The following is a 25,260-nucleotide window of genomic DNA, read 5'->3' on the forward strand; positions in this document are numbered from 1 at the left end:
CACCGAGCGTGCATCCGCTAAAACGAATGAAGTCGATGGGCGAAGCGCCGAACCCGACCGGCCAAATCGCGAAAGGTCTGACCGACGAATTCCGAATGCGGCGCAGCCACCGGCACAATTCCAGGCGGTCGCCGGCGACGCATTCTCGCTGGCCGACCCGAAGCCAACGAAACTGCCGCCGAGCCCGAGCAGCGATACGACGGCACCTGTGGTGGAGGTCGAATCGTCCCGTTCCTGCGCTCCAGCGGGCGCCACAGTAACAAGCGCCGCTATGGCAATAAACGGTATGGTGCGATGCAACAGCTGCATCATCGGTGATCTCCTTGAGTACAGGTTCACCGGCCATACATAGCACAACTCATGCCGAGCGCAGCACGCTAGAGGTTGCCGCGCAGTTCCTGCTCGCGCTCGATGGCTTCAAACAATGCCTTGAAATTGCCCTTTCCGAAACTCTTGGCGCCCTTTCGCTGGATGATTTCGTAGAACAACGTCGGACGATCCTCGACCGGTTTCGTGAAGATCTGCAGCAGGTAGCCATCGGGATCACGATCCACCAGGATCCCCAACGCCGCCAGGGCGTCGATATCCTCGTCGATCTGTCCGACGCGCTCCCGCAACTCGGCATAGTACGAGGTGGGCACCGAGAGAAACTCCACGCCGCGATCACGCAGCGCGGTCACCGTGGCCAGAATGTCGTCGGTGGCGAGCGCCAGGTGCTGCGCGCCCGGTCCTCCGTAAAAATCGAGATACTCCTCGATCTGCGATTTCTTCTTGCCCGACGCCGGCTCGTTGATCGGGAATTTGATCTTGTCGTCGCCGTTCGCCATCACCTTGGACATCAGCGACGAATACTCAGTGCTGATGTCGTCGTCGTCGAAGGTAATGAGATTGCGGAAGCCCATCACGTTGGCGTAGTAGTCGACCCACCGATTCATCTGGCCAAGTTCGACGTTGCCGACGCAATGATCGACGTACTTGAGGCCCACACTTGCGGGCTGAAAGCGCGCCGACAACTCCCGGAATCCGGGCAGAAAAAAGCCACGATAATTGCGTCGCTCCACGAACGAGTGAATCGTGTCACCGTAGGTGCCGATGGCCGCGACGACCACGTCGCCGTGTTCGTCGGAGAACTGCTGCGGCTCCTGAACCGCGATAGCCCCTCGTGCGATTGCGGTCGCGTAGGCGGCGCGTGCGTCGTCCACCCACAGCGCGTAGTCGCGGATGCCGTCGCCATGCTTGTGCACGTGCGCCGCGATTGCCGAGGTGGGGTCGAGCGCCGTCGTCAGCACGAGGCGGATCTTCCCCTGCTGCATCAGATAGCTGCAGCGATCGCGCACACCGGTTTCCGGGCCGCGATAGCCTACCAGCTGATAGCCGAACGCCGCGCGGTAATAGTGGCTCGCCTGCTTTGCGTTGCCAACATAGAACTCGACATAGTCGGTGCCGTTGATCGGGAACGCATCATGCTCAATCCCCTGTTCAGGGATAGTCATCGTCGCCATGGGGCACACCTCAGTAGTGATGGATGGACAGTCGGACACGCGAAATCGCGCCGACCGAGGGCAGCCATCACCGACTCAGATATGCGAACGAGGCAGCGCGCCGATCCAGGCGCGTTGCCGTTGGTCTTCCGAAAGCGGATTCTTGCACATGGGACGATGCTCCACGAACAGGGCTGGTCCGGCAGTATTCTGCAAAGATAACCCGCCGCGGCGCGCAGGGGCCTAAAACCGGAGTTCGGGGAGGTCGGCAAAGAGCGACAGCGCGGCCGGGTTCGCCAGCGCGTCGGCGTTTTTGACCGGTCGGCCATGCACAACATCGCGGACGGCCAGTTCGGTGATCTTACCGCTGATCGTGCGGGGAATATCCGCCACCGCCACGATCACCTTCGGGACGTGGTGTGGGCTGGCGTGCTCGCGTATGCGTAGACGGATCGCCCGCTGCAGGTCGTCCGTGAGGTGCTCACCTTCGCGCAGGCGCACGAACAGCACCACGCGCGAGTGGTCGCCATCGACGCCGACGCGCTGCTCGATAACGAGCGATTCGAGTATGGACGGAATCTGCTCGACTTGGCGATAGATCTCCGCGGTGCCGATTCGCACACCGCCGGGATTGAGTGTCGCGTCGCTGCGTCCGTGAATGATCACGCCGTCGTGCGCCGTGATTTCCGCCCAATCACCATGGCGCCAGACACCGGAGAAATGTTCGAAGTACGCGGCGCGGTACAAGGCGCCGTCCGGATCGTTCCAGAAGGCCACGGGCATACTTGGGAACGGACGCGTGCACACGAGCTCCCCGGGCGTTTCACGCACCGGCGTGCCCTCGTCGCCGAACACCTCGACCGCCATGCCGAGTCCACGCATCTGCAGCTCACCGCGGTACACCGGTCCCGTGGGATCGCCGAGCGCGAAGCAGCTCACGATGTCGGTGCCGCCACTGATGCTGGCCAGACGCAGGTCCGACTTGACCTGCGCGTACACAAAATCGTAGCTATGCGCCGCCAGCGGGCTCCCGGTGGAAAGAATCGCCCGCAGCGACGAGAGGTCAAACTGCGCACGCGGTTGCGCACCTGCTTTTTCGAGCACCGCGAGATACTTGGCGCTCGTGCCGAACACCGATACGCGTTCCGCGGCCGCCATCTGCCATAGAATGTCCGCCGACGGCGACAATGGTGCGCCGTCGTACAGCACAATGGTGCTCCCGATTGCCAGCGCCGACACCAGCCAGTTCCACATCATCCAGCCACAGGTGGTGAAGTAGAAAATGACGTCCTCCGGCCCGAGGTCAGTGTGCAACGCGAGCTCCTTCCAATGCTGCAGCAGCGTGCCACCTGCGCTATGCACCATGCACTTGGGTAGTCCTGTCGTGCCTGACGAGTACATGATGTACAATGGATGATCGAACGGCAGGCGCGTAAAGGTCGGCTCGCGCTCCGACGAATACCGCGCCAGCATGTCGGTGAACGTGACTGCACCGGGCACCGATGCGATCGCCGGCGTGCCGCTTACATACGGTACCACCCACACCGCCGCGAGCGACGGGAGCGACGCCACGATCTCACGCACTCGGGGCAAGCAGTCGATCACCTTCCCGGCGTACCAGTAACCGTCGGCGACGATCAGCACCTTGGGTGCAATCTGTCCGAATCGATCGAGCGCGCCCTTCGGGCCGAAGTCCGGCGAACAGGACGACCAGACCGCGCCGAGCGACGTGGCCGCCAACATCGCGATCACCGCCTGTGGCAGATTCGGCAGATAGCCGACCACGCGATCGCCCGCGCCCACACCGGCGGCGGCGAGCGCGGCCGCGGTGGCTGCCACCTGCTCCGCTAAGTCGGCGAAGGAGACCCGCTGCTGCGCTCCCTGCTCATTCCAGGACACGATCGCCGTCCCGCCGTCGCGACGACGCAACAGATGCTCCGCGAAATTGAGACGCGTGTCGGTGAACCAGCGCGGGCCGCCCTGCGAGTCTGGTGGCGCCATGCGTTCACCGCCAATCAGCACCGCACTCCAAGGCGCATCAGGCGAACCCGGTCCGTCGGCCATAATGTCGGCCGCGCGCCAGATCTCGGCCCAGAACGACGCGGGGTGCTGCACCGACCAGCGCTGCAACGCGTGCGCATCATGCACCGATGCGTCGATAATCCCGCGAGCTCGGAGATCGAGACGGAATTGTGTGACCCGCGCACGCTGCACAGCCTCCGCCGACGGCGTCCAGATCGGCGTGCCTTCAACTGCCTTGTGGCCCGTCATTTGACGGCGTCGCGCGCTAGCTGCACGGTGTGGCAGGTGGGCCCATGCGACTCACAATACCACCCGTGCCGGTCGTGAAAGATCAGATGCGGCGCATCGTTGGGTCGTAGACGCACACGCACCAGATGCTCGACGCCAGTCTGTGCTCCGACGACGAGGCGCGGATCGAGCACATCGACGACCGGGCGTACCGGGAACAAGTCGAGTTGTGGCGGCGCGATCGCGGCCTTCGCATCGGCGGACGCGCGCGCGCGCTTGGTACGCTTGGGGGCGGGAGCCCGCTCGGAGCGCGTCATGGAGCTGTTCGGACCAGCGGAAGCATACCCAATGCTCGCTAGGTCGTGCTCCGTGCGCCAGCCGTTGCGCTCTCGACCTGCCATGAGAGTTCCCATTCACAGAATGCATCCCCGTCGATGGAGCAACGCACGTGACGCACCCGGGCACTCTCCCCGCCGGCCAGCGCGACCGCCTGGCGCAATCCTCCCGTTTGGCGCCGACAAAAGATAGTCGTCACGGGATCGAAACCCACCAACCGCAGCACGGCACGTCCGAGCACATCTTCCACCACTTCCATGTCGCCGGGCTGGTAGTACAGTCGAAAGAGCGAAATGCTCTGGGTGAGAAACTCACGAGGCGTCGGCTTCCGAAGAATGCCGCCGTACAAGTGCACGCCCAGCGATCCGATCGACGCCTCGCCCGCCTGCTCCGCCCAATCGCGTAGCACGGGACGATACTGCAAAATCCAGCGATCCGCCGCCAGCCACAGGGTGACCAGTACGTCGTACGGCAGCTCGTGCGTCGACGTAGCGCCGATGACGGCCGCGCGCGTATCGGCGTCGAGTTCAGCCATCAGCTGCGCCGGCATTTCCTCCCCGGCCGTCGCGGCCAGGAACGCCAGCGTACTCTGGACGGCGGAACCCTTGGCGCGCGCGGACGGACTCGTCATCGGGCGCCTCAGCATTCCGCAATGAGCATGGCCGCAGCGCGCCGATCGATTTTCCCCGATCCAAGCCGCGGTATCGCGTCTACGAACACCACTCGCTTCGGCACCTTGTATCCGGCCAACCGCAGTCGCGCTTCGCTGGTGACTTTGCCTTCGTCGAGCGCGGCATCACGACGTACGATAAGCGCACATCCCACTTCACCCCAACGGACGTCGGGCACGCCGATCACAATGGCTTCGATGACGCCAGGGCAGTCGAGCAGCACGGCTTCCACTTCCCCCGGGAATACATTCTCCCCACCCGAAATGAACATCTCTTTGCGACGACCTCGGATTCGGTGGACCCCTTCCGCATCACGACTCGCGAGATCACCCGTACGGAGCCAGCCGTCCGCCGTCATGACGTCCGCCGTTTTGTCGGGCGATCGAAAGTACCCGCTAAACATCTGCGGCCCGCGCAGTTCCAGTTCACCGATGTCGTCGGTGCCCGCAAGCGATCCATCGTCGGCGCGCAGTCGCATCTGCAGAAACGGAATCGGCCACCCGGTGGAGCCGTCCTTCTCAAATGCGGTTTGCTCGTTGGTGGCAAAACAGTTGGGACCGCATTCCGTGAGACCGTAACCCTCACGAAATCCGTATCCCGCCGCACGCACCAAATCCTTCGTCCCCTGCGGACAGGGCGCGCCGCCAGAGAAAAACCACCGCAACTTCGGCAATGATCGACCCCAACCGGCACAATCACGCATCATCGCAAACTGCGTGGGGACGCCAAAGGTCACCGTGACGCCGTAACGATCGAGCACGTCGAGATACGCGGCGGGTTCGAACGCCCCCATGAGCACGATGGCACCGCCACGCGACAGCAGCGTGGTCGTGAACACGTGCCAACCGCCGGTGTGAAAGAACGGCGTGGCCGCCGGGCCGATATCGTCGGCGCCGAGTCGCCAGCCGATCGTGGTGGCCATCGCATTCCACAGCAGTTGGCGATGCGGCAGCATCACGCCCTTGGGGACGCCGGTGCTGCCCGAGGTGTATAGCAGCATCGTCGTATCATCCTGACTACGGTCCGGACAGCGCGGTGCGACCTCGTCGGCAACGGCGCGCTGCATCGTCGGGACGTCATGATCGAGATCGAACACCCGTGGCGCGGCACCGCCGTCGACATGCGCGAGCGACTCTTCCAACAACGCCCGCGACGCATCCTCACAAAACACGACGTCCGGCTCGGCGTCGCCGAGGACGCGCGCAAGCTCGACGCCCGACAGTCGCCAATTGAGCGGGACCAAGATCGCGCCCAACCGGATGCAGCCGAAGAACATCGGGATGAAGTCGTAGCGATTCTGCGCGAGAATACCCACGCGATCGCCGACCTGCACGCGCTGACGCGCGAGCAGCGCATGCCAGCGATCTGCATCGCGATCGACCTCGCGATAGCTGTAGCGTCGTGCGGTGGCCGAGTCGATGATGGCCGTTCGCGTACCGTCCACCGTAGACCACCAGGCGACAGGATCGAACAGATCGGGCAGCTGCGGATACGTCATCGGAGCGAAAAAGGGCGTACCGGGCAGCAGGACGCGCGTGCTGCGCGATGAAGGCGGCGATCAGGTGACTCGCGTGAGGACCGGCACTGTCGGTGAAGGTACCGCTGGGCGAACCGCCCGACCATGCGTGTCCGAGTTCATCGACACGCACACGGGTGACCACCACCCGTCCATCGGCCGCACGCCACTGTCGTTCTCGTACGGTATAGCCGTGGTCAACCCGTACCGGGAGGTCGGCTTCAACGAGAGGCGACTGCCCCGCCTCGTGCCGCAGCACGTCATGCAGCGCCGCAAACTGACGCGCCGTCTCGTCGCCGTTACGCACACGGACCCCTAGTGGGGTATTCTTTACCCAATGGCCACCCACGACCCGTCTCCGAACACACGGTCGAACTCGACTGCGACTGACGATCTGAGCGTGCCGGCCGAGCGCGCTACGGCGTCCGCTACGGCGTCCGATCCGGCGTCCAAACTGTCGACGAGCAGCGCACGCGGGCGAGGCTGGTTCCGGGCTGGCGACGCCGCGCCGCCAACGCGACGTCAACGCAGTGCTTGGGTGCGGTTGCTGGTGGCGCTGACGAGCAGCACGGCGCTGCTGGGCACGGCTGGCTTGGTGGCTGCCGCCGCTATCGTTCCCCCGATCGGCGCCCGCCGTACCGCTCGCGAGGCCGCGCAGCAGGAGGTCGTGTCGCAGCTGGGTCCCGAAGAGCGCGTGGTGGCGCGCGCCTTCGCCTCACAACGGCGCTGGACGGACATGTGGCGCGAGTCATTCGGTGTGGTCGTCGCGACCGACCGTCGGCTGCTGTACGTGGGCGCCCCGCCCACCCCGCTGCTGCGTCCTCGCGAAGACGGGCCCATGGAGCTGCTGGTGGAGAGCTATCCGTACGACGCAGCCTTCACGTTTGAGCCGCGCACCCTCTTTCGCGGATACGGGCGGGGACTCACGTTGCGCACCCCGTCAGCTCAGGTCAACTTCATCGTCGACGACGGCTCGTGGACGTCGGCGCTTCGGGTGTCCAATGCGAGCGCAGCGGCGCGCAAAGCGGTTACGCGCGACGAAGAAGTGCTCACCGCCACGACGCGCGCTCCCGCTCCGCCGGCCGCGCTGTACGTGCCGTATATCGTACGGCGCGGCGAAACACTCACCGGCCTCGCGCGCCGCTTCCGGTCATCGCCGGAGGTCCTCCGTCAGCTGAATCAGCTTGCCACCGACGACATCAAAGTGGGACAGCGACTGCGGGTGCCCAAGGTCGAGGTGGACACCCCTCCGTAGCGCGGCCGCTTACTGACCGAGCACGATCGCGAACACCAATGGCGCCACGATGCTCGCGTCGCTCTCGATAATGTACTTGGGCGTTTCGATGCCGAGCTTGCCCCACGTGATCTTCTCGTTCGGCACGGCACCCGAGTACGAACCGTACGACGTCGTCGAATCGCTGATCTGACAGAAGTAGCCCCACAGCGGCACTTCGGTTCGCTGCAGGTCCTGATGCAGCATCGGAACGACACAGATCGGGAAGTCACCGGCGATGCCGCCGCCGATCTGGAAGAAGCCCATCGTCGAATCCTTTGTGACTTCGGTGTAGTGCTCGGCCAGATACATCATGTACTGAATGCCGCCCTTCACCGTATGCACGTTTTTGATGTTGCCGTCGATCACGTGCGACGCAAAGATGTTGCCCGTTGTCGAGTCTTCCCAGCCCGGCACGATAATCGGCAGGTTCTTCTGGGCGGCAGCCAACATCCACGAGTTCTTCGGATCGATCTGATAGAATTCCTCGAGCTTGCCGCTGAGCAGAATGCGGTACATGAACTCGTGCGGGAAGAAACTCTCGCCGGCCTGGTCGGCGGCGGTCCACTCGTCGAGAATCGCCTTCTCGATCCGACGAATCGCTTCCGCCTCCGGAATGCAGGTGTCGGTCACGCGATTGAAGTGCTTCTCGAGCAACTTCTGCTCGTCTGCCGGCGTGAGGTCGCGATAGTTCGGCACGCGCTCGTAGTGATCGTGCGCGACCAGATTGTAAATGTCTTCTTCGAGATTCGCGCCCGTGCACGTGATCGCGTGGACTTTGTCCTGCCGGATCATTTCGGCCAATGACAGCCCCAGTTCCGCCGTGCTCATCGCACCGGCGAGCGTAATCATCATTTTGTTGCCGGCCTCGAGATGGCGTATGTAGCCATCGGCGGCATCAATGAGAGCGGCCGCGTTGAAGTGGCGGTAGTGATGACGGAGAAACGCCGTGACGGGCGCGGACGTGGACTGGGTCATGAGATGAACGACTCTGTTCGGAATGGGACAGCGCCGCCCGGAGGCGGACGGCGCCGGTCGCAATCTAATCGGCCCCGGTCGTGTGGCGTGCGCCGACCGCGATCGGGCCGTTGGCCGATCGCCCGCTGCGACGGAGCCCCAACCACGCTGCCCCGAGGCCGAAGGCGATCGCGACGACGCCCGAGCCGGACATCGCCGAACCGGCGGCAATGATGACGCACAGCAGCGCAGCGATGCGCATACCCGCCCCCTCGTCGCGCGGCGGCGGAAGGTAGGCGCTGGCCGCGCTCGCCACGTCCCAGCCTCGACCGTCCGGCTCCATCGGCCCGACCGCCGCCGCCAATGGCGTCACGCGACTCGACGTCATGTGACTCGGTGTGGAGTGACTCGGTGTGGAGTGACTCGGTGTCAATTCGCGAGGACGCTCGATCCAGCCATGCATCGCACGCTCCGCCGTCCGATCGGGACAACGCTCCTCGAGCAGCGCAAGGCCGAGTCGCACCGGAATGAGCGGTCCCTTGACTGGCTCGCCCTGCACCAGCGCCTCGTAATCCCCCGTGCCGAAACGCATCACCGGTGAATCGCGATCGTCTCGTGGTAGCGTCTCCACGGGGCGTTGCGCGCACGCCTCGAGCAGGCGCCGCTGAGCGTCCGGAATGCTCGTTCCAAGCCGACGCAGGACACGCGCGGCGTCGTCGTACCGCTCGGCCTGCATCGGCGGCAGCCACTGGGAGAGTAGGACGTCCAGCGGCGAGGCGCCGTCGGTGGCGCGCGCGGACGGCGCCGCGTTGTTGTTGAGTGTGAAGATGATTGCCGTGAGCAGCCCGCGGGCCGCATGCGCCTGCTCCGGGGCGCAAACGCCGGTCATCGAGCCGCCGGCACTGAACGCGCGGATCAGCATACGCCCCTCGCGCACCGTTTCCGACAGCGACAACGTCGCGAACTGGGCGCCGAGACGTGCGATTGCCCGCTCGGCTGCATTGCCAATCACATCCCCGGCCGGAATACGTGCGTCAGTCCCGGCCAACTCCATTTCGGACGCCGCGTGCTCCACGGTCCAATCGCCGTCGTCCAACGTCGTGTCTCGCGCTACCGCGCTGAACGCTTCGAATGCCTCGTGGTCGCCGGTCGTGAATGGTGACGATTCAGTTACGAGACCGCCGAAAGCAGTGCGCGACGCACTCCGGGTATGATCGGCCGCGATCGACCGCAACGTCGTGCGCGCGAACTCTACGGCGGGATGATCCGGGAATGCCCGCATGACCTGCTGCAGCAAACGTTCCGCCTCGCGTTGGTTGCTCTGTCGCGCAAGCACGATAATCTGCTGCACCAGCAGGACCGGGTGCGTTGTGTGCGGTTCGATGGCCGCCGCAATCGCGCCGCGGGCGCCGGACACGTCGCCGCTGGCCAGCCGCGCCAGCGATTGCATGAAGCGCAGGGCGACCGACGACGGCTTGAGCTGCAACGCCTCGGTGGAGACCCTCTCCGCTTCGCCGGGAAGCCCCAGCACGACCAGCGCGCCGCAGCGGAGATACCAGCCCTCCTCGGTCAGCTGCGCGCGCTCCCACACGCCATCCAACGTCGCCAGCGACTCGGCGGCCAGGCCGCGAAGGAGCGCGCCGCGCGCCGTCTCGAGGCCGACGTCGAGCGCCACCGGCGCCACCGTTCGGCGTTCCACCAACAGATCGGTCGTGCCAACGAGGTCGAGGAGGTCGAGGCCGCTGCGTGCCAGCGGCGACGGCAGCGTAGACGCGCCGCGCGTGCCGGTGGGAGCCACGGGCGCCAGCGCCGTCGAGGGCGTGACCGAGCCTACGGGCCCAAGGGTCATCGCCCTTGGAGGCACGGCCGGGCCGATCGGCGACGACGGCGATAGGCGCGGCGTACCGCCTATGCCAGGGAGATCCGGGGGCATGTGGAAGAAGTATCGGCTGCGTCGCCCCGGAATTTCATAAACTTCGCGCTTCGGATCACAGGAGGGCTCCGATCAGGGCTTCCTCATGATCCACCCGGCTGTAGCCATGGATCTCCTCGAACCATCGATACGCGCCCCCGTTGCGGTCGAGGGCAATCCGTCGCCCGGTCGCGCTGTACTGGTACCGCCGCAACTCTCCCACATCGGCGGGTCCGTCGACGAACCCGATGAACCAGAAGGAGGCGGTGGCGTCGATCGCGGCGGTCCCGAACACCAGCGCGAGGGCGCGCTGTAGTGGGTACCAATCCGGGGGACGATATAGCGGAAAAATGTCGGCGTTGCTCACGGTCGTTGCACGCTGGACGCCTCGTGCCGTGCGGCGTCACGATCCGTCACAGCGAGGGACGCCGCTATTCCAACGCTTGAGCCCGTGGTGGTGCGCGGCACACGAACATGAAGCGGCGTTCGTGTCGTACGACACGTGAGCTACGTTCGCGCGCGTACGAAGCGTGTCGTGGCGTCGAGCGAGGCGCGCGCCTCCGGCAGCACCGCCGCGAAGAATTGCCAGACATGCGGCACGTGCGGCCAGAGCTGCAGCTCGACATCCACGCCGGCATCACGCGCGGCGGTGGCGACACGAATCGCGTCGTCACGAAGCACTTCGTCTTCGCTGGCGTGCACCAGCATCGGCGGCAGCCCGCGAAAGTCGCCATACAACGGTGAAATCAACGGCGAAGTCGGATCGGCGTCGCCGACATAGAAACGGGCAGCGCGACGAATCGTCTCGCCGGCGAACATCGCGCACCGTTCAGAGTTCTCGTCGAGCGAACGGCCGGTCGCGGCCAGATCGGTCCACGGACTAAAGGTCACGAGACCGGCGGGATTCGGCCACTGCTCGTCGCGGATCGACAGCGCGAGCGACAGCGCGAGCCCGCCGCCGGCCGAGTCGCCGGCAATTATGATCTGCGCCGGCGCGATGCGCTCCACGTCGAGCAGATATCGGTAAGCGGCCCTGGCGTCGTCGAGCGCCGCCGGAAATGGGTGTTCAGGAGCCAGACGATAGCGTGGTACGAACGCCCGCCCACGCACGCGACGCACGAGCGACGACACGAGGGGGCGGTGCGTTTCCGGTGAACAGGCAATGAACCCGCCGCCGTGCAGATACAGCAGCACCGGGGCACTATCGGCGTGTCCGGGCCATGACACGATCTCCCCGCCCGGCCATCCCTGCACTGCCGCGCGCAGTTCAACGGAGGCGCCGGTGGCACGCGCCATCCAGCGACGCGCCGCCCGCGGCCGGCCCATTTCGCGCCGCACCCACAACGGGTCGATCGGCGCGAAGGCGTGCCGACGCATGCGCGCGCGCACGAGCACGTAAACGATTCTGGACTGCCAACTGATCGGGGCGGCGGACGGAACGGTCGACATCAGTCTCACTCGAGCTCGCATGAACCCTGCAAACGATGATAGGCATCGCGTCGCACCATCGAGGGGCTGTCGAATGATACTCGTGACTGGCGCGTCGGGTCGCAGCGACGTCGCGAACAGCTTACACGCCGACTTGTTTCTCCACGCGATCGCGGTAGTGGCGACTGAGCCGGAGACGGGTGCCATCTTCGAGGATGACCACGTAGTCACCGGAGAACCACTGCTGCATTTCGCGCACGCGATTCAGATTCACGATCGTAGAGCGATGAATCCGCGCGAACAGGCGCGGGTCCAGCGTTTCTTCAAGATGGCTGATGCGTTCGCGGATCGTGTGCGCGGTTTTACTCACGTGCAGTCGCACGTAATTGCGATCGGCTTCGATCCAGTCAATCTCGGTCGTCTTCACGAAGAACATGCGACCATCCTGCTTCACCAGAATGCGGCTGGCATATCGTCCGCCATTCGCGGCGGCCGCGCCGCTGGCGCCCGCCCACGCATGGCCCGGCGCAGCTCCGTTGCCCGCCGCACCGGCAACGCCCGCGGCGAGATCCCCCCGCGCGTCGGCGAGTCGTCGCACCGTTTCCAGCAGTTCGCCGAGACGTTCAGCCGCAACCGCATTTGCGCGCTGCTTCCGCGCCTTGTCGAACGCGGCTTTGAATCGCTCTTCATCGACCGGCTTCAGGACATAATCCACCGCGTGCACGTCGAAGGCACGCTGCGCATGCTCGTCGTACGCGGTGATGAACAAGACCATCGGCACGTGGCCGCCGTCGAGTTCGCGGAGGACGCCAAACCCGTCGAGCCCCGGCATCTGGACGTCGAGACAGACCAGATCCGGTTGCAGCTCGCGAATCATCGCGACGGCCTCGTGTCCGCTCTCGGCCTCGCCGACCACCTCGACATCCGCTTCCGTCTGCACGAGTCGGCGAACACGCTGCCGCGCCAGACTTTCATCGTCAACGATCAGAACTCGCACGTGCACCGTCTCCACCTCCGTTCCACAGGCCGACGGCGCTCGTTCGGCGCGCCGGGAGGAGCAGCGCACATGACGTCGATCGATTGATCCGGCGAAACGGCCTCAGCGACAAATCCCGTTTCGGGAATGAACGGATGGTTGCACCAAGTACCGCGAAAGGAAAGTGCAGCCTCAAAGCTGCACGGCCCTGCCGATCGGGTATACTACGTTCTGTTGCCCGTGAAGTTCCAGTCGATCGCAGCGCATCCATTGGGTGGATGGCGAAAACACTCCAGCCGCCGTTTCATGGTGTCCTCGATTCAGCCCGTCACGATCGCCGATGAAGGCGTGCGCCTGCGACGTGTCACGCGCCTCCTGTGTGCCGTCGTGTGGGTCATTCCAGCCGTTCTGGCGGCCCTACAGCTCGCGCTGATCGGTGATGCGTCTGGAACCCAGTACAACGTCACCACCGCCCTGCTCTGGCAGGGGGCATCCTGGATGTTGTGGGGGCTGTGGTCGCAGGTAGTGCTCACTCTCGTGGAACGGGTCAAACTGGACACCGCGCGAATCCTGCCCTGGATCGCCATGCACGTGGCCGTGAGCGCCGTGATTTGCGCGGTGAACGTCCTCGCTATCGCCTGGCTCGATCATGTGTTCGGGGCCATCGGTCAGGTTACCAGTTATGCGTTCGCGGTCCGGGTGGTGCTGGTGAACCATCTCGACTTTCAGGTCGTGCTGTACTGGGCGGTCGTGGGCGCCGCGTACATGGTGGAGTTTGTACGGCGCTATCGCGAACGCGACCGCGCGGCCACCGCCCTCGAGCAGAAGCTGGCGAGCACCCAACTCGAAGCGCTCCGCATGCAACTCAACCCGCATTTTCTATTCAACGCGCTCAATTCAGTGGCCGAACTGATGGAGATGGACGTCCGCGAAGCGCAACGGACGCTGACTCGCGTGGCCGATCTCCTACGCCTGTCGCTCCGCAGTGCGGGCTCGTCGCTGATCCCGGTGTGGCAGGAAATCGAATTGGTCGAGCTCTATCTCCAGATTGCCCGCGTCCGCTACGGGCAAGGGCTTGACGCCGACATCACCGTCGATCCGTCGGCGGTGGACGACATGCTCCCCAGCTTTCTCCTGCAACCGCTGGTCGAGAACGCCCTCAAGCACGGCCTCGCGCCCGGCCATCCGGATCAGACGATCGAAGTGCATGTGAAACGCCATGGCGTCATGCTGGAGATCATCGTCGAAGACAACGGCCGTGGTCTCGACGGACTGCTGACTACTAGCGGGCGCTTTCTCGCGGCCACGCCATCGGTGGACGGTCTTGGCATTGGCCTCACCAACACGCGGATGCGACTCACGATGCTGTACGGCGACCGGTACGCCTTTCGCATGAGCAATCACGCCTCGGGCGGCTGCCGCGTAGAAATTCGCATTCCTGTCCACGATCGCTGACGCTCCATTCCCAGGCTTCCCACGGCATGCATACCACCACGTCCGCCTCGTCCGCCTCGTCCGGCCGCATCATCGCGGCCCTGTTGCTCGCCACCGGTGTCGCCGTCGGCGGTTTCCTCGTCGGCAGCGGCGTCGCGCGCATGCGCACCTCCGATCGCACGGTGTCCGTGAAGGGTGTTGCCGAGCGCGAGGCCAAGGCCGATCTCGCGATCTGGCCGCTTCGGCTCGTCGTCACCGACGATGATCTCGTACGGGCCAACACGGCGCTCGAGCGCAACGTGCAGCAGGTGCGCGCCTTTCTCACTGCGCAGGGACTGGACTCCATCGGCACCGAAGTGAGCGTGCAGGAGTTCTCCGTGCAGGATGCACGCACGGTGGGCGGCTACCAGAACACGGGCCGCTATGTCATCCGGCAGACGCTCGTGGTGCGCTCGACTCGCGTGGACCTCGTGCAGACGGCCAGCCAGCGCGTGCCGGACCTGGTGCGCAACGGCGTCGTGTTGTCATCGGGGCAGGAATACGGCGGTGGCGGTCCGACGTTTGTCTTTACGAAGCTCAACGATCTCAAGAACCCGATGATCGCCGAAGCCACGTCACGAGCGCGCGAATCAGCGCAGCAGTTCGCGCGCGACTCCAAGAGCATCCTCTCCGGCATTCGCAGCGCCAATCAGGGGGTATTCGAGATTCTCCCGCGCGATCAGGCGATGGGAATCTCCGAGGAGAGTCAGATCACGAAGCGTGTCCGCGTGGTGACCACCGTCGTGTACGGACTCGCGAACTGAAATCGAGCTGAACGGTCGCGCCCTGAACCACCGATCGGCCGAAGAATCGCTGAAGGTACCGCCACGACAACAGATCGTTGTTCGCGAGGATCCGTGGTGAATCAGTGCGCTGCTACCGCAGCACGACAGCCTCGCGGGCGAGCCGTGCGGCGTTCGAGCCGATCTGCGGCAGCGTCGTGCGTGTCGAACGTTGGCATAGCCGCGCCGCCGTCTCACTCAACATCATTCGAGCGACGCCAGCGTGAGCGCGGCGACGCGGCGGTCGGCTCCCCCGACGACGCCGGGGGAACGATGCGAACGCGCGTGCCGCCGCCGACGCGCGAGTCGAGGGTGATCAACCCTCCCGCGCTGTGAACGATCCCGAACACGGTAGACAGTCCGCGCCCGGTGCCGGTGCCCACGTCCTTGGTAGTGAAGAACGGTTCTTGGATTCTCGAACACGAGGAATTGGACGCGGGCGTCTTCGATCGACCGCACTGCGCCCGTCATCACGACGTGCTTGCAGTACGAGTGCGACAGCGGCGTAACGCGACACACGGCGATTTCACCCAGCACTCCGCTCGCGTCTGGAAAGAATTGCCCTTGATCATCCACCAGCGACACGAGCACGACGGCCACGTCGAGCGCCTGCGCGGCCACGCGCGTCAGGCTGTCGTACGCGGATTCCGGATACTTTCGCGGACGGGTGGCGTCCCGCAACAGATGACGTCGCGAGATCACGCGCTTCAGACAAACGCCGAATAGCCGGTGACCGCCCGTCCCACGATCATCGCGTTGATCTCGTTCGACCCCTCGTAGGAGTAGATCGCCTCGGCGTCGGCGAACAACCGCGCCACGTGGAACTCGAGGAGAATCCCGTTGCCACCCATCGACTCGCGCGCCAGCTGCACCACCTCGCGGCACTTGGCCGCACAGAACTGCTTGGCCAGCGCCGACATCTCGTCTTTAGGCCCCAGCCGATCCTGCAACTCCGACGCGCGCAGCGCGAGGCCGATCATCGCGGTGAGATTCCCCAGCATCTTGACCATCATCATCTGTATCAGCTGAAAGCTGCCGATCGGCTTCCCGAACTGTGTGCGCTCTTGCGCGTAGCGGAGCGAGTGCTCGTAGGCGCCCATCGCGCATCCGACGCCCTGCCATGCCGTGCCGCACCGCGCTGTCACCAACACCCGCTGCGTGTCGGCGAAACTGTTGGCGCGCTGCAAGCGGTCGTGCTCGGCCACCCGGACGTTGGTGAGCGTGATCAATCCGTTCAGCACCGTGCGCTGGGCAATCTTGCCCTGCATGGTGGCGGCCGAGTATCCGGGCAGCGACGTGCGCACGATGAAACCCTTTACGGACTGATCGGCCTCGTCACGCGCCCAGACGATGACGATGTCGCACCACGTGGAGTTGCCAATCCACTTTTTCTGACCATTCAATACCCACGTGTTGCCGTCGCGACGGCAGGTGGTGGTGAGGCCTCGCGCCACACCCGAGCCGACGTCGGGTTCAGTGAGCCCGAACGCCCCCACCATGTCCCATCGGCGTAGGGGCGGCAACCACTCGGCCTGCTGTTCGGCCGATCCACAGAGCGCGATCGATCCCATGCACAACCCGGCGTGGACCCCGAAAAACGTGGCCAGCGACGGGTCGACCCGCGCAAATTCCATCGACAGCAGACCGTCCATCACTGTGGCCGTGCCGGCACGCTCCGGCGTGTACGCGTCGCTCAGCAGATCGAGCTCTTGCATCTTGCCCACCAAATACTCGCGCGGAAATTCCGCCCGCTCCCAGTAGCCGTTCGCTTGTGGCTCCCATTCGCCGCTCATGAACTCGCGGAGCCGCAGGCGCGCCGTGTTCACCTCATCAGGCAGGGTCGAAAACCAGTCGTAGAAATCGCCGTTGATCGGCGGTCGCGGGCGGGAGGACGATGTGCTCATTGGGCGCTGGGAAAGAGGAGACCGCGGTGCATTATACTCCCTTGTACACCCTCATCGCCGCATGCCCCTGAACCCTACGTCATGACGCTGTCCCGCTACCTTGTTGCTCTTGGCTATGGCACCCGCAAGGAGGCTGAGCGGATCGTGCGGCAGCGGCGCGTGACCACGTTGGCCGGCGCGGTGCTTCGTGACGCGGATGTGTACGCCCACGACGATGTGTTCGTGGACGGTACGCCGCTCGACGCTCCACCGGGCTCGGTCATTCTGCTGCACAAGCCGATGGGCTACGTGTGCTCGCTGAACGATCGGCCGCCGATGATTTACGAGCTGCTCCCAGCGAACTATCCGAAGCGGACGCCGGTGATGGCGTCGATCGGTCGGCTCGATGCGGACACGTCCGGACTGCTGCTGATTACCGACGACGGCCCGCTCAATCACCTGTTGGCGTCACCGAAGTCTCACGTGCCGAAGCGCTACGCGATGACGCTGGCGGAGCCGGTGCGCGGCGACGAGGCCGATTTACTGGCCAGTGGCACACTGTTGCTGAAGGGCGAGAACGCGCCGTTGCTCCCGGCGGTATTCACCGCGACGGGCGAGAGGAGCGCCGAGGTCACGATCAGCGAGGGGCGCTACCACCAGGTGCGGCGCATGATGGCCGCGATCGGCAATCATGTGCATGCGCTGCAGCGGGTGTCGATCGGTCCGCTCGCCTTAGGCGAGCTGACCGTGGGGCAGTGGCGCCTGCTCGGCGCCGGTGAGATTCACACGCTTCGCGCCGCAGCGCTCGAGTGCAAGGCGTTGGCGAAGTCAGCGAAGTCGTAAAGCGTCGCTCACGCGCCCTTATCGGGTGGCGCCCAGCACCTTGAACCGTCGTCCATCGTGCAGGGTGCGTACGTGGCCGAAGCGGTCGGCGATCACCTTCTCGTACGGGAGTGTGCGATTCGCCACCAGGTACAAGCGACCACCCACGTTCAGGTGAGCATGGGCATCGGCGATGAACTGCTGCGGCACCATGAGATCAGTCGCCTTGCCTTGGTGAAAGGGCGGATTGGACACCACCACGTCGAACCGCTCATCGCCTACCGCTCCCCCCACGTCGCTTGCCCGGACCTCGGCGTTGACGAGGTCGGCCCTCGCAATGCCACGCGCCGCGCAGCGCGCGGCTTCCGCATCAGCATCTACCATCAGCACGCGACCCGTCCGCGACAGCGCGGCGGCCGTGAGCCCCAGCGCGCCGGCGCCGCAGCCCAGATCGAGCACCGATTCGCCGGCACCAATGTCCATCAGATCCCCCAGAATCTGCGTAGCCTCGTCGAGATGCTCCCACGAGAAGACCCCGGGACGCGAGAACAGCGTGTGGTCGATTCCCTTCAGCGTTACCGACACCTCACGGAAGTGGTCGGGATCGAGATACGGCGACGTCCCTTCGGCAATCGACGCCGGCGCGACCTGCACTTTCGTGGCAACCGCCATTCGGTGCCCGCTGTGCTGCGCTTCCAAACGGGCCGCTCCAAAGATCGACTCCAGTAGACGCACCGCCGGCTTCGCCCCTTCGTCATTCGCACCGGCGAGGTAGCACTTGCCGCCAATACGGAGCGCGTGGAACGCCTCCCAGATGAGCTGCTGCAGCGCGAGCCTGTCGGTGGACACGCGAATCGTGACCACGTCCGCGGCCAGCGCGAGCGGAAATGCGTGCGTGCCATGGGCGTGCACCACATGGGAGCCGGCGATGCCATTGACGGCCATGGTCCGCTCGGTGGCCTGCACCGACGGCAGCGAACGATCAGAACACCAGAGCACCGACGCCCCGCCGGCCACCGCGGCCGCCGCCGGCACCATGCCGTTGCCGCAGTTCAGATGGACAGACGTGTTCCGTGCCAACGACGCCATTTGTTCGGCCAGCATCATCGACGCGGGATCGACCGTGCCATGCGCGAAGACCCCAGGCTTGGTGGCCACCAGCACCCGGGTCCCCGCGATCGAGAGCGGGGCGTTCTGCCAAAATGCGTAGCGGTCGGGGGCGGTTTCGGTCGGTGTCGTCATCCCTGCATTCTAGCGACTTCTGATCGCGGCCCCTACTCCTCCAACAACAGATCCCCGCAGGCCACGATCTTACTCATCGCGGCCGCCGACTCATGGACATTCACGTAGAAGCTCCCGCTATCCGGGAGCACCAGGCGCAATGTCGCCTTGCTCTTGGCGGCGCCTTTGCCATCGACGCGCAACGCCCGATATGCCGACGCGGCGCCCAGCACCGGGCCGCCTTTCGCGCAGCTGCCCACGTGGACATGCCACGGACGGACTGCCCCCGCCGCATCGCGGGCGTAGGTGACTTCAACCGCCGTGGTGCCGGTCGCCTTTCCGGCGACCATCTCGATTTCGCCGCGGATTTTGGAACCACCGAGACCCTGCACCACGCCGTCCCATGCGATATGTCGGCGAACGGCGCCATTGGCCGGCGTCGGCGATACCGCCATCAGGAGCGCTCCAGCCGCCAAAGTGATTTGTTTTACGTTCATCTACTTCATCTCCTTGAGCAACAGGTACTCGCCACCTGTCTTGAGCGTGATGGTAATCGATTGGGCGGTCCGATTGCGCCAGAACCAGCCATGCACACCGTCGAAGGCGGCTACCAACTCTCCCGACTCTGCCTTCGACGTTCCCTTCCCGTACCGATGCGCGGCGTAATCCTTCGGTGCATTGGGCGGTTCACCATGCATGTTGAAATACACCTCGCCGCCGTCAGTCGACCACTCAAAGAACGCCTTCTCCGACGTCCTCATCGACATCTTGAGTTCGATGCCCTGATTGGGCCGCAACGTCACCGTCATCGAGTCGCGCCAACGCGACGCGCCCGGTGAGGTAGCCGTCGAGAGAGCGGCCCGCTCCACCCCCGCCGCGCCAACGTCGGCCGCAGCCTCCTTTGCGAGCGCCACCTTGATCCGTCCCATTTCGGAGAGACCGAGCACCCGGCCAAGTCCGCTCGGATCACGGGCCGTCTCGGCGGGCATGACGACGGCCACTCCAAGGAAGGCCGCAAGCAGGAGGGCAGCCAGGGAAAGCCCGATCAGCACCCGCACCGAAGGCAGGCTGTCGGGACGATCGGATTGACGCTGCATAAAAGCCTCCTACGCCGGTGAGCGGGTAAAGTAGCCGTTCAGCTGATAGACCACGAGCGCCGCACCGCTCAGCAGCAGCAGCACATTGGCCGCCGTGGCATATCGCGCGAAGGTGGCGCTTCGGCGCCAGAAGCTCATCGCGATCAGTATGACGCACAGGGCGAGAAACTGCCCAATCTCCACGCCCACGTTGAAGGCGAGCAGATTCGCCATCAGGCCGTCCTTGGCCAACTCGAAATCGAGCATCTTGGTGGCCAATCCGAGCCCGTGAACGAGCCCGAACAGCATGGTGGCGGTGCGCGGATCGGGCTGATACCTCAGCCCGCGGGAGAACAGCTCGAGGTTGTCCAAGGCCTTGTAGATCACCGACGCGCCGATCACGGCATCGATAAGGTACGCGTTGACGTGCACACCCATCAGCACGCCCGCGAGAAGCGTGATCGAATGGCCGAGTGCAAAGAGCGTGACGTACACGCCGATGTCTTTCAGTCGATACAAATAGAAAATGACGCCGACCAGAAACAGCAGGTGGTCATAGCCGGTGACCATGTGCTTCGCGCCGAGATACATGAAGGGCACGATGCGCGTGCCGAACGTCTCCATGATGTAGCCCTTGTCGCCGGCGGTCACGCCATGCGCATAGGCGGCCGCCGGACATGCCATGCCGAGCAGCAACTGAACCGCCAAGCGGTCGCGCGCGCGCGCAACGGGCCGTGCATTGATCGCCCGGACGGCGTCACGATCAGGGGCGATGAACTCGGTCGGCGCTGTCATCCGACAATACTAGTGGTCGCGACGTCGCCCCGCCGGTGCGCAGGAGCGCGAGCGCTCCTGACATGGCGTGTTGTGCGTAGCGCATCATGCGAAGGGATTGGATTGCTCGTCAGGAAGCTTCAGGCCATTGGCGCCGACTCCCTGAGCCGGCGCCCTCCGGCGAGCAGCGCTTCCTGTACGGAGATCTCGTCTCCGACGGCGCGCGCTCGACCGATGACATCGAGGAATACCGAGATGGCGTCGCCCAGCCGGTCGCGTGTGTGGCGAAAGGCGTCGAGCTGCGCCTCGTGGCTTGCACTCGCTGCGGCAGGATCCTCCATGCCCCAATGCGCCGTGACGCCGGCCGTTGGCAAATAGGGACAGGCATCGCGAGCCGCGTCGCACACGGTAATGACCACATCCCACGGTTCGTCGATGACCACATCGATTGCACGAGATGGGCGACCCTGCCAGTCGATACCGATCTCGGCGAGCACCTCGACCGCGATTGGATGCACGCCGGCTCCGGGATCAGAACCCGCGCTGGCCGCCGCGATGCGTTCGCGGCCGAGCGTCTTGAACAGTGCCTCCGCGATCTGACTGCGTGCCGAGTTCCGCGTACACAACACCAGGACACGAAGCACGTCCGCGGGCCGAAGGTCGTCAGGGATGCTCATACTCGCCCTCTCCGTGCGTTGACGACTGGAGATGGAAAGTACCGACGCCGCGCCCAGAGCGAGGCATACACGAGTCCCACCAACGCCGGGACCTCGATGAGCGGACCGATGACGGCCGCCAACGCTTCGCCGGATGCAATACCGAACGTCGCGACGGCGACGGCGATCGCCAGCTCGAAGTTGTTGCCGGCGGCCGTGAACGACAGCGACGCGGTGGTTTCGTAGTCGAACCCCAGCCGCTTCGACAACCAGAACGAGACGCCGAACATCACGCCGAAATACACCAGCATCGGAATCGCAATACGCACCACATCGAGCGGCAGCGACAAAATGCGATTGCCCTGCATCGCGAACATGAGCACGATGGTGTACAACAGCCCGAGCAGTGCGGTGGGACCGAACGTGGGCATGAAGACGGTGTCGTACCACACGCTGCCCTTCAACGCCACGAGTGTCTTGCGTGTGAGGTAGCCGGCCACGAGCGGCACACCGAGAAAAATCGCCACGCTGGTCGCGATCTGTCCCATCGACACGTTCAAGGTCGTGGTGTCGGCGCCGAACCACGCCGGTACCACGGTAAGAAAGAGCCAGCCGAGTACGGAGTACGTGAGAATCTGAAACACCGAGTTGAGGGCGACGAGCACCGCCGCCAGCTCCCCGGAACCACACGCCAGCGAGTTCCAGATCAGCACCATCGCGATGCAGCGCGCGAGCCCGATCAGCACGAGGCCGTTGCGATAGGCCGGCAGATCGGGAAGGAATAGCCACGCCAATGCCAGCATGAGCAGGGGGCCGATCACCCAGTTCAACAGCAGCGACGTGCCCAGCAACTTCGTGTCACCGAGATGGGCGCCGATGGTTTCGTAGCGCACTTTGGCGAGGACGGGGTACATCATCCACAGCAACCCGACCGCGATCGGCACCGACACGCCGGCCAGTTGTACCCGATCGAGCGCGGCGCCCAGATCGGGATACACGCGCCCTAGGAGCAGACCGAGCGCCATCGCGGCGAAAATCCACACGGGAAGGAATCGATCCAGCGTGGAGAGCCGCGTGAGGACTGGGGCGTGGGCGGTGAGTGCGCGCGCCACGGTCGGCGGCGGCGAAGCGGACACCGGCACTAACAGGGCGCCTGTGCACGTTCACGCACGCGCACTGCGGCAGCGGCGCGTTCGGCATCGAGCGACGGAACACCAGTGAAACAGCCACGCACGCAAGCGATCAGGTTGCGATGCACCGCGTTCGACGGCTCGGCCAGCCGATAATGGGCGAATTTCCACTCACGCGTGGCCTCAACCAGCCCCATGCGCCGGAGATACGCGAGATGCCGAGAGACCGCCGGCTGCGGCAGTTCCAAGAGATCAACCAAGTCGCACACGCACAGCTCCCCGGCAGCTAGCGCATTCATCACGCGCAGCCGCGTGGGATCCGCGAACCCCTTGAACAGGGCGTCAAGGTCATCGAGATCGACCAACGACGCGTTGAGCGAGCTGTCGGTGTGCGGGACGGTGCAGGCGGTCATTCAGCGCGGGTTCGAGAAGCTCATATTCGGATAAGCATATGAAACATGCTTGTCCGAATATGAGCTGTCAAGCGGACAAACGTCCGACGCCGGGTTGGTGATCAGCCGTGCAGCCAGCCGTACAACAGCTGTGCTGCGGCGCGCCACCACGGCGCGTCGAACGCCAGCAGCTCCAACGTCTGCTCGGCGATCACGGCGGCGCCTCCGTAGAGGAGCACTGGATGCACGGCGCCGCGCGACCGTTGGTCGCGAAGCATGGCGACCAGCACCCAACCGAACGACAGCACCACCCCGAACCCGATGCGGGGCGCGGCACCTGCGGGAAGTGATGCCGGAAGCGAAACCATGCCGGCCAGATCACCACCAGGGTGGCCAGCAACAGCCAGCGCGGAGGCGCCTCGCGATCACGGCGCGCGGCGATACCGGCGAGGAGCATGGCGTATCTCGGCGATGTCGATCACCTGTTTCGATCCAACGCGGTAACCTCCGTTGCTGGAGTGGGAGCCATCCTCTGTCCGAGACCCGCTGCGCAGGGGTCGATTCCCATGAGATGGCAATCGACCCCCGTTGCGAAGCAGCGTTCCCGCACCTCGCGCGCGATGAAAAGACTCTGCTACTCGTCCCGTTTGGTCTGCGCGTGTTGCTTGTCTCGTTCCGAGTGGTTCGAGAGCAATGCGGTTGCGAAGGCGAGGAGACCACCGGCCACGACGCTAAAGCTCAAATGAACCAGATACTGAGCCGCCGTGATCAGCTCCAGCGCCCTCGAGCCGGCGAGCCCAATCGAGAAAAGCACTCCCGTGAGAAACACCAAAACAATGCTGGCCACATATCTGGGAATGCCTCGCGATAAGTGCCAAGTCCAACCGCAAGCGACTCGAGCGCCGATGCGCACGATGAGTGAGGAGATCAGATACGCACCCAACTGAGCCGGCCACAGGAACGCCGCGAAGCTGATCGGCGCAAAGTTTCTGGTGGGATCGTGACGCACGGTGTCCAACAGCCAAAGCTCGACTGGGAGGAGCACGAAGGCCACGATGAGACACCTGTATACCCAACCACCTATTCGTGTCATGCTCACCCCGGAAGCGTCATGCAGAATGCGCGATTAGGTGCTGCAGCAAACAGATACCACGACTTGCCCTCTTTAAGAAAGATGCCGCTGTTCTCCCAACCGCCGTTACCGTTGCCTCGAACGATGTACATCGAGGGGAAGCCGTCGCCAACGCCTCGGACGTCCATTGCGCCGTTCAACCCTTTGGTGAACGTCAGCGTCTGATCGATATGCGGAGCGGCCGGCCCGAACCTCGTGAATAGAGACAGCCTACAAGAACAGCAACATCCACGTCAGCGCGAACGCGCCGTGGAGATGGACCACCCAGAGTGCCGAGAACGTGCCGCGGGATATCGGGAGTAGATACGTGCGTCCGAAGGCGAGCAGGACGGCGGAGAGCGCCACCACTGCCATTGTCACGAAGAACCCAGAGCAAGTGATCATGCCAGACGACACAACAAAGCGGCGACCGTATCGAGAGTTCGACACGGTCGCCGCTATTCAGTGGGCCTTGTAGGAGTTGAACCTACGACCTCACGCTTATCAGGCGTGCGCTCTAACCACCTGAGCTAAAGGCCCGAAAGAGGACTCGACGACCTCGAACTACACGAGAGACCGTCACCTCCGCCAGAGCCGCATAATGTATCCCGAGGTGGCACTCGAGGCAAGGGCGACCCGAAGGCAAACGAGCGACACCAACCACGTGTCGCTCGTTTGTCTTACTCACGCGTCGGGATCATCCTCATCGAGGCCATCGACGTCGTCATCCAGATCATCGTCGTCATCGTCGTCATCATCGTCTTCATCATCGTCATCGTCATCATCGTCGTCGTCGTCGTCGTCATCGAAGTCGACGTCATCATCTTCATCGTCGTCCTCGTCGAGATCGTCGTCGAGACTTTCGTCGTCGAAATCCTCGTCGTCGGCGGCCAGCGTAAAAACCGAAGACGGAAACTTCTCCTCGAGCGCGTCCAGCGACGACGCCCCGAACTGCTCCAACATGGGACGATTCTCCTGCGAGTGGTGATGGTATTCCGCGCGCATGTTCTGCGGATGGCCGAACGGCAACGAGGTCTTGGAGACGGCTTGAACGGGAGTATCGGCAGACGCTCGCCGGAGCGCAACCCGAAAGTGTGCGCGCCCTTTCAAGAAATTGTACGAACTCGAGCGGAACGGTCC

General features: G+C 64.4%; 28 protein-coding genes and 1 tRNA gene. 5 read left to right on the forward strand and 24 right to left on the reverse strand.

Features of this window, described 5'->3' with window-relative positions; all coding sequences use genetic code 11:
- Nucleotides 1-377 precede the first annotated feature (377 nt).
- From hppD to ACLL97_RS09595, 5 genes are all read right to left on the reverse strand, one after another.
- Nucleotides 378-1,502, reverse strand: a complete 1,125-nt coding sequence (gene hppD / locus ACLL97_RS09575; RefSeq protein WP_411280242.1) for a 4-hydroxyphenylpyruvate dioxygenase — start codon at nt 1,500-1,502, stop codon at nt 378-380.
- Between the two features lie 222 nt (nt 1,503-1,724).
- On the reverse strand, nt 1,725-3,752 hold the full coding sequence (locus tag ACLL97_RS09580; RefSeq protein WP_411280243.1) for an acetoacetate--CoA ligase: 2,028 nt from the start codon (nt 3,750-3,752) through the stop codon (nt 1,725-1,727).
- A complete protein-coding gene (locus tag ACLL97_RS09585) occupies nt 3,749-4,048 on the reverse strand; it encodes a hypothetical protein (protein WP_411280244.1) in 300 nt (99 codons plus the stop codon). Before ACLL97_RS09585 ends, ACLL97_RS09580 begins: the two co-directional genes overlap by 4 nt.
- Before the next feature lie 38 nt (nt 4,049-4,086).
- The gene (locus ACLL97_RS09590) at nt 4,087-4,698 is read right to left on the reverse strand and encodes a hypothetical protein (RefSeq protein ID WP_411280245.1); all 612 of its coding nucleotides are present in this window, start codon (nt 4,696-4,698) and stop codon (nt 4,087-4,089) included.
- A gap of 8 nt (nt 4,699-4,706) precedes the next feature.
- Complete coding sequence (locus ACLL97_RS09595; protein ID WP_411280246.1) at nt 4,707-6,236, reverse strand: class I adenylate-forming enzyme family protein; 1,530 nt, start codon at nt 6,234-6,236, stop codon at nt 4,707-4,709.
- A gap of 127 nt (nt 6,237-6,363) precedes the next feature.
- Between ACLL97_RS09595 and ACLL97_RS09600 the strand changes: the two genes are divergently transcribed.
- Nucleotides 6,364-6,573 (forward strand): hypothetical protein, encoded by a 210-nt coding sequence (locus tag ACLL97_RS09600; RefSeq protein ID WP_411280247.1) that lies wholly within the window; start codon nt 6,364-6,366, stop codon nt 6,571-6,573.
- A gap of 18 nt (nt 6,574-6,591) precedes the next feature.
- Entirely contained in the window at nt 6,592-7,509 is a 918-nt protein-coding gene (locus tag ACLL97_RS09605; RefSeq protein WP_411280248.1) for a LysM peptidoglycan-binding domain-containing protein, read from the forward strand.
- A 9-nt stretch (nt 7,510-7,518) separates the two neighbouring features.
- On the opposite strand, the gene ACLL97_RS09610 is transcribed toward ACLL97_RS09605, so the two are convergent.
- From ACLL97_RS09610 to ACLL97_RS09630, 5 genes are all read right to left on the reverse strand, one after another.
- Nucleotides 7,519-8,505, reverse strand: a complete 987-nt coding sequence (locus ACLL97_RS09610) for a deoxyhypusine synthase family protein (protein WP_411280249.1) — start codon at nt 8,503-8,505, stop codon at nt 7,519-7,521.
- Between the two features lie 64 nt (nt 8,506-8,569).
- Complete coding sequence (locus ACLL97_RS09615; protein ID WP_411280250.1) at nt 8,570-10,417, reverse strand: tetratricopeptide repeat protein; 1,848 nt, start codon at nt 10,415-10,417, stop codon at nt 8,570-8,572.
- A 55-nt stretch (nt 10,418-10,472) separates the two neighbouring features.
- Nucleotides 10,473-10,763: a hypothetical protein gene (locus ACLL97_RS09620; protein WP_411280251.1), complete on the reverse strand. Its 291-nt coding sequence runs from the start codon at nt 10,761-10,763 to the stop codon at nt 10,473-10,475.
- A gap of 140 nt (nt 10,764-10,903) precedes the next feature.
- Entirely contained in the window at nt 10,904-11,845 is a 942-nt protein-coding gene (locus tag ACLL97_RS09625; RefSeq protein ID WP_411280252.1) for an alpha/beta hydrolase, read from the reverse strand.
- A 121-nt stretch (nt 11,846-11,966) separates the two neighbouring features.
- Complete coding sequence (locus ACLL97_RS09630) at nt 11,967-12,821, reverse strand: LytR/AlgR family response regulator transcription factor (RefSeq protein ID WP_411280253.1); 855 nt, start codon at nt 12,819-12,821, stop codon at nt 11,967-11,969.
- 285 nt (nt 12,822-13,106) lie between these two features.
- On the opposite strand from ACLL97_RS09630, the gene ACLL97_RS09635 reads away from it, so the two are divergent.
- Nucleotides 13,107-14,255, forward strand: a complete 1,149-nt coding sequence (locus ACLL97_RS09635) for a sensor histidine kinase (protein ID WP_411280254.1) — start codon at nt 13,107-13,109, stop codon at nt 14,253-14,255.
- A 26-nt stretch (nt 14,256-14,281) separates the two neighbouring features.
- Nucleotides 14,282-15,037 carry an SIMPL domain-containing protein gene (locus tag ACLL97_RS09640; protein WP_411280255.1) on the forward strand — a complete coding sequence of 252 codons (756 nt, stop codon included), beginning with the start codon at nt 14,282-14,284 and terminating at the stop codon, nt 15,035-15,037.
- Nucleotides 15,038-15,249: 212 nt separating this feature from the next.
- On the opposite strand, the gene ACLL97_RS09645 is transcribed toward ACLL97_RS09640, so the two are convergent.
- Together ACLL97_RS09645 and ACLL97_RS09650 are read right to left on the reverse strand one after the other, a co-directional pair.
- A complete protein-coding gene (locus tag ACLL97_RS09645) occupies nt 15,250-15,438 on the reverse strand; it encodes a hypothetical protein (RefSeq protein WP_411280256.1) in 189 nt (62 codons plus the stop codon).
- Between the two features lie 324 nt (nt 15,439-15,762).
- On the reverse strand, nt 15,763-16,959 hold the full coding sequence (locus ACLL97_RS09650) for an acyl-CoA dehydrogenase family protein (RefSeq protein WP_411280257.1): 1,197 nt from the start codon (nt 16,957-16,959) through the stop codon (nt 15,763-15,765).
- A gap of 81 nt (nt 16,960-17,040) precedes the next feature.
- Here ACLL97_RS09650 and ACLL97_RS09655 point away from each other — a divergent pair, with 81 nt between their 5' ends.
- Nucleotides 17,041-17,781 (forward strand): pseudouridine synthase, encoded by a 741-nt coding sequence (locus ACLL97_RS09655; protein ID WP_411280258.1) that lies wholly within the window; start codon nt 17,041-17,043, stop codon nt 17,779-17,781.
- Between the two features lie 18 nt (nt 17,782-17,799).
- On the opposite strand, the gene ACLL97_RS09660 is transcribed toward ACLL97_RS09655, so the two are convergent.
- The 12 genes from ACLL97_RS09660 to ACLL97_RS09715 form a co-directional block, all read right to left on the reverse strand.
- On the reverse strand, nt 17,800-19,002 hold the full coding sequence (locus ACLL97_RS09660; RefSeq protein ID WP_411280259.1) for a methyltransferase: 1,203 nt from the start codon (nt 19,000-19,002) through the stop codon (nt 17,800-17,802).
- A gap of 32 nt (nt 19,003-19,034) precedes the next feature.
- Nucleotides 19,035-19,478, reverse strand: coding sequence for a hypothetical protein (locus ACLL97_RS09665; RefSeq protein WP_411280260.1), 444 nt, complete (start codon nt 19,476-19,478; stop codon nt 19,035-19,037).
- A complete protein-coding gene (locus ACLL97_RS09670; RefSeq protein ID WP_411280261.1) occupies nt 19,479-20,078 on the reverse strand; it encodes a transmembrane anchor protein in 600 nt (199 codons plus the stop codon).
- A 9-nt stretch (nt 20,079-20,087) separates the two neighbouring features.
- Nucleotides 20,088-20,741 carry a HupE/UreJ family protein gene (locus ACLL97_RS09675; protein ID WP_411280305.1) on the reverse strand — a complete coding sequence of 218 codons (654 nt, stop codon included), beginning with the start codon at nt 20,739-20,741 and terminating at the stop codon, nt 20,088-20,090.
- Nucleotides 20,742-20,971: 230 nt separating this feature from the next.
- The gene (locus ACLL97_RS09680; protein WP_411280262.1) at nt 20,972-21,508 is read right to left on the reverse strand and encodes an arsenate reductase ArsC; all 537 of its coding nucleotides are present in this window, start codon (nt 21,506-21,508) and stop codon (nt 20,972-20,974) included.
- Nucleotides 21,505-22,623 (reverse strand): ACR3 family arsenite efflux transporter, encoded by a 1,119-nt coding sequence (gene arsB / locus ACLL97_RS09685; protein WP_411280263.1) that lies wholly within the window; start codon nt 22,621-22,623, stop codon nt 21,505-21,507. Before arsB ends, ACLL97_RS09680 begins: the two co-directional genes overlap by 4 nt.
- Before the next feature lie 5 nt (nt 22,624-22,628).
- Entirely contained in the window at nt 22,629-23,030 is a 402-nt protein-coding gene (locus tag ACLL97_RS09690; RefSeq protein WP_411280264.1) for an ArsR/SmtB family transcription factor, read from the reverse strand.
- 101 nt (nt 23,031-23,131) lie between these two features.
- A complete protein-coding gene (locus tag ACLL97_RS09695; protein ID WP_411280265.1) occupies nt 23,132-23,377 on the reverse strand; it encodes a hypothetical protein in 246 nt (81 codons plus the stop codon).
- Between the two features lie 266 nt (nt 23,378-23,643).
- Nucleotides 23,644-23,856, reverse strand: coding sequence for a hypothetical protein (locus ACLL97_RS09700; RefSeq protein ID WP_411280266.1), 213 nt, complete (start codon nt 23,854-23,856; stop codon nt 23,644-23,646).
- Between the two features lie 495 nt (nt 23,857-24,351).
- Nucleotides 24,352-24,525, reverse strand: a complete 174-nt coding sequence (locus ACLL97_RS09705) for a hypothetical protein (RefSeq protein WP_411280267.1) — start codon at nt 24,523-24,525, stop codon at nt 24,352-24,354.
- A 61-nt stretch (nt 24,526-24,586) separates the two neighbouring features.
- Nucleotides 24,587-24,660: transfer RNA gene (locus ACLL97_RS09710), tRNA-Ile, on the reverse strand.
- Between the two features lie 144 nt (nt 24,661-24,804).
- Complete coding sequence (locus ACLL97_RS09715; RefSeq protein ID WP_411280268.1) at nt 24,805-25,125, reverse strand: hypothetical protein; 321 nt, start codon at nt 25,123-25,125, stop codon at nt 24,805-24,807.
- Nucleotides 25,126-25,260 lie beyond the last annotated feature (135 nt).

Source organism: Gemmatimonas sp. (assembly GCF_046594945.1).
In the GTDB taxonomy this organism is placed as follows: Bacteria; Gemmatimonadota; Gemmatimonadetes; order Gemmatimonadales; family Gemmatimonadaceae; genus Gemmatimonas.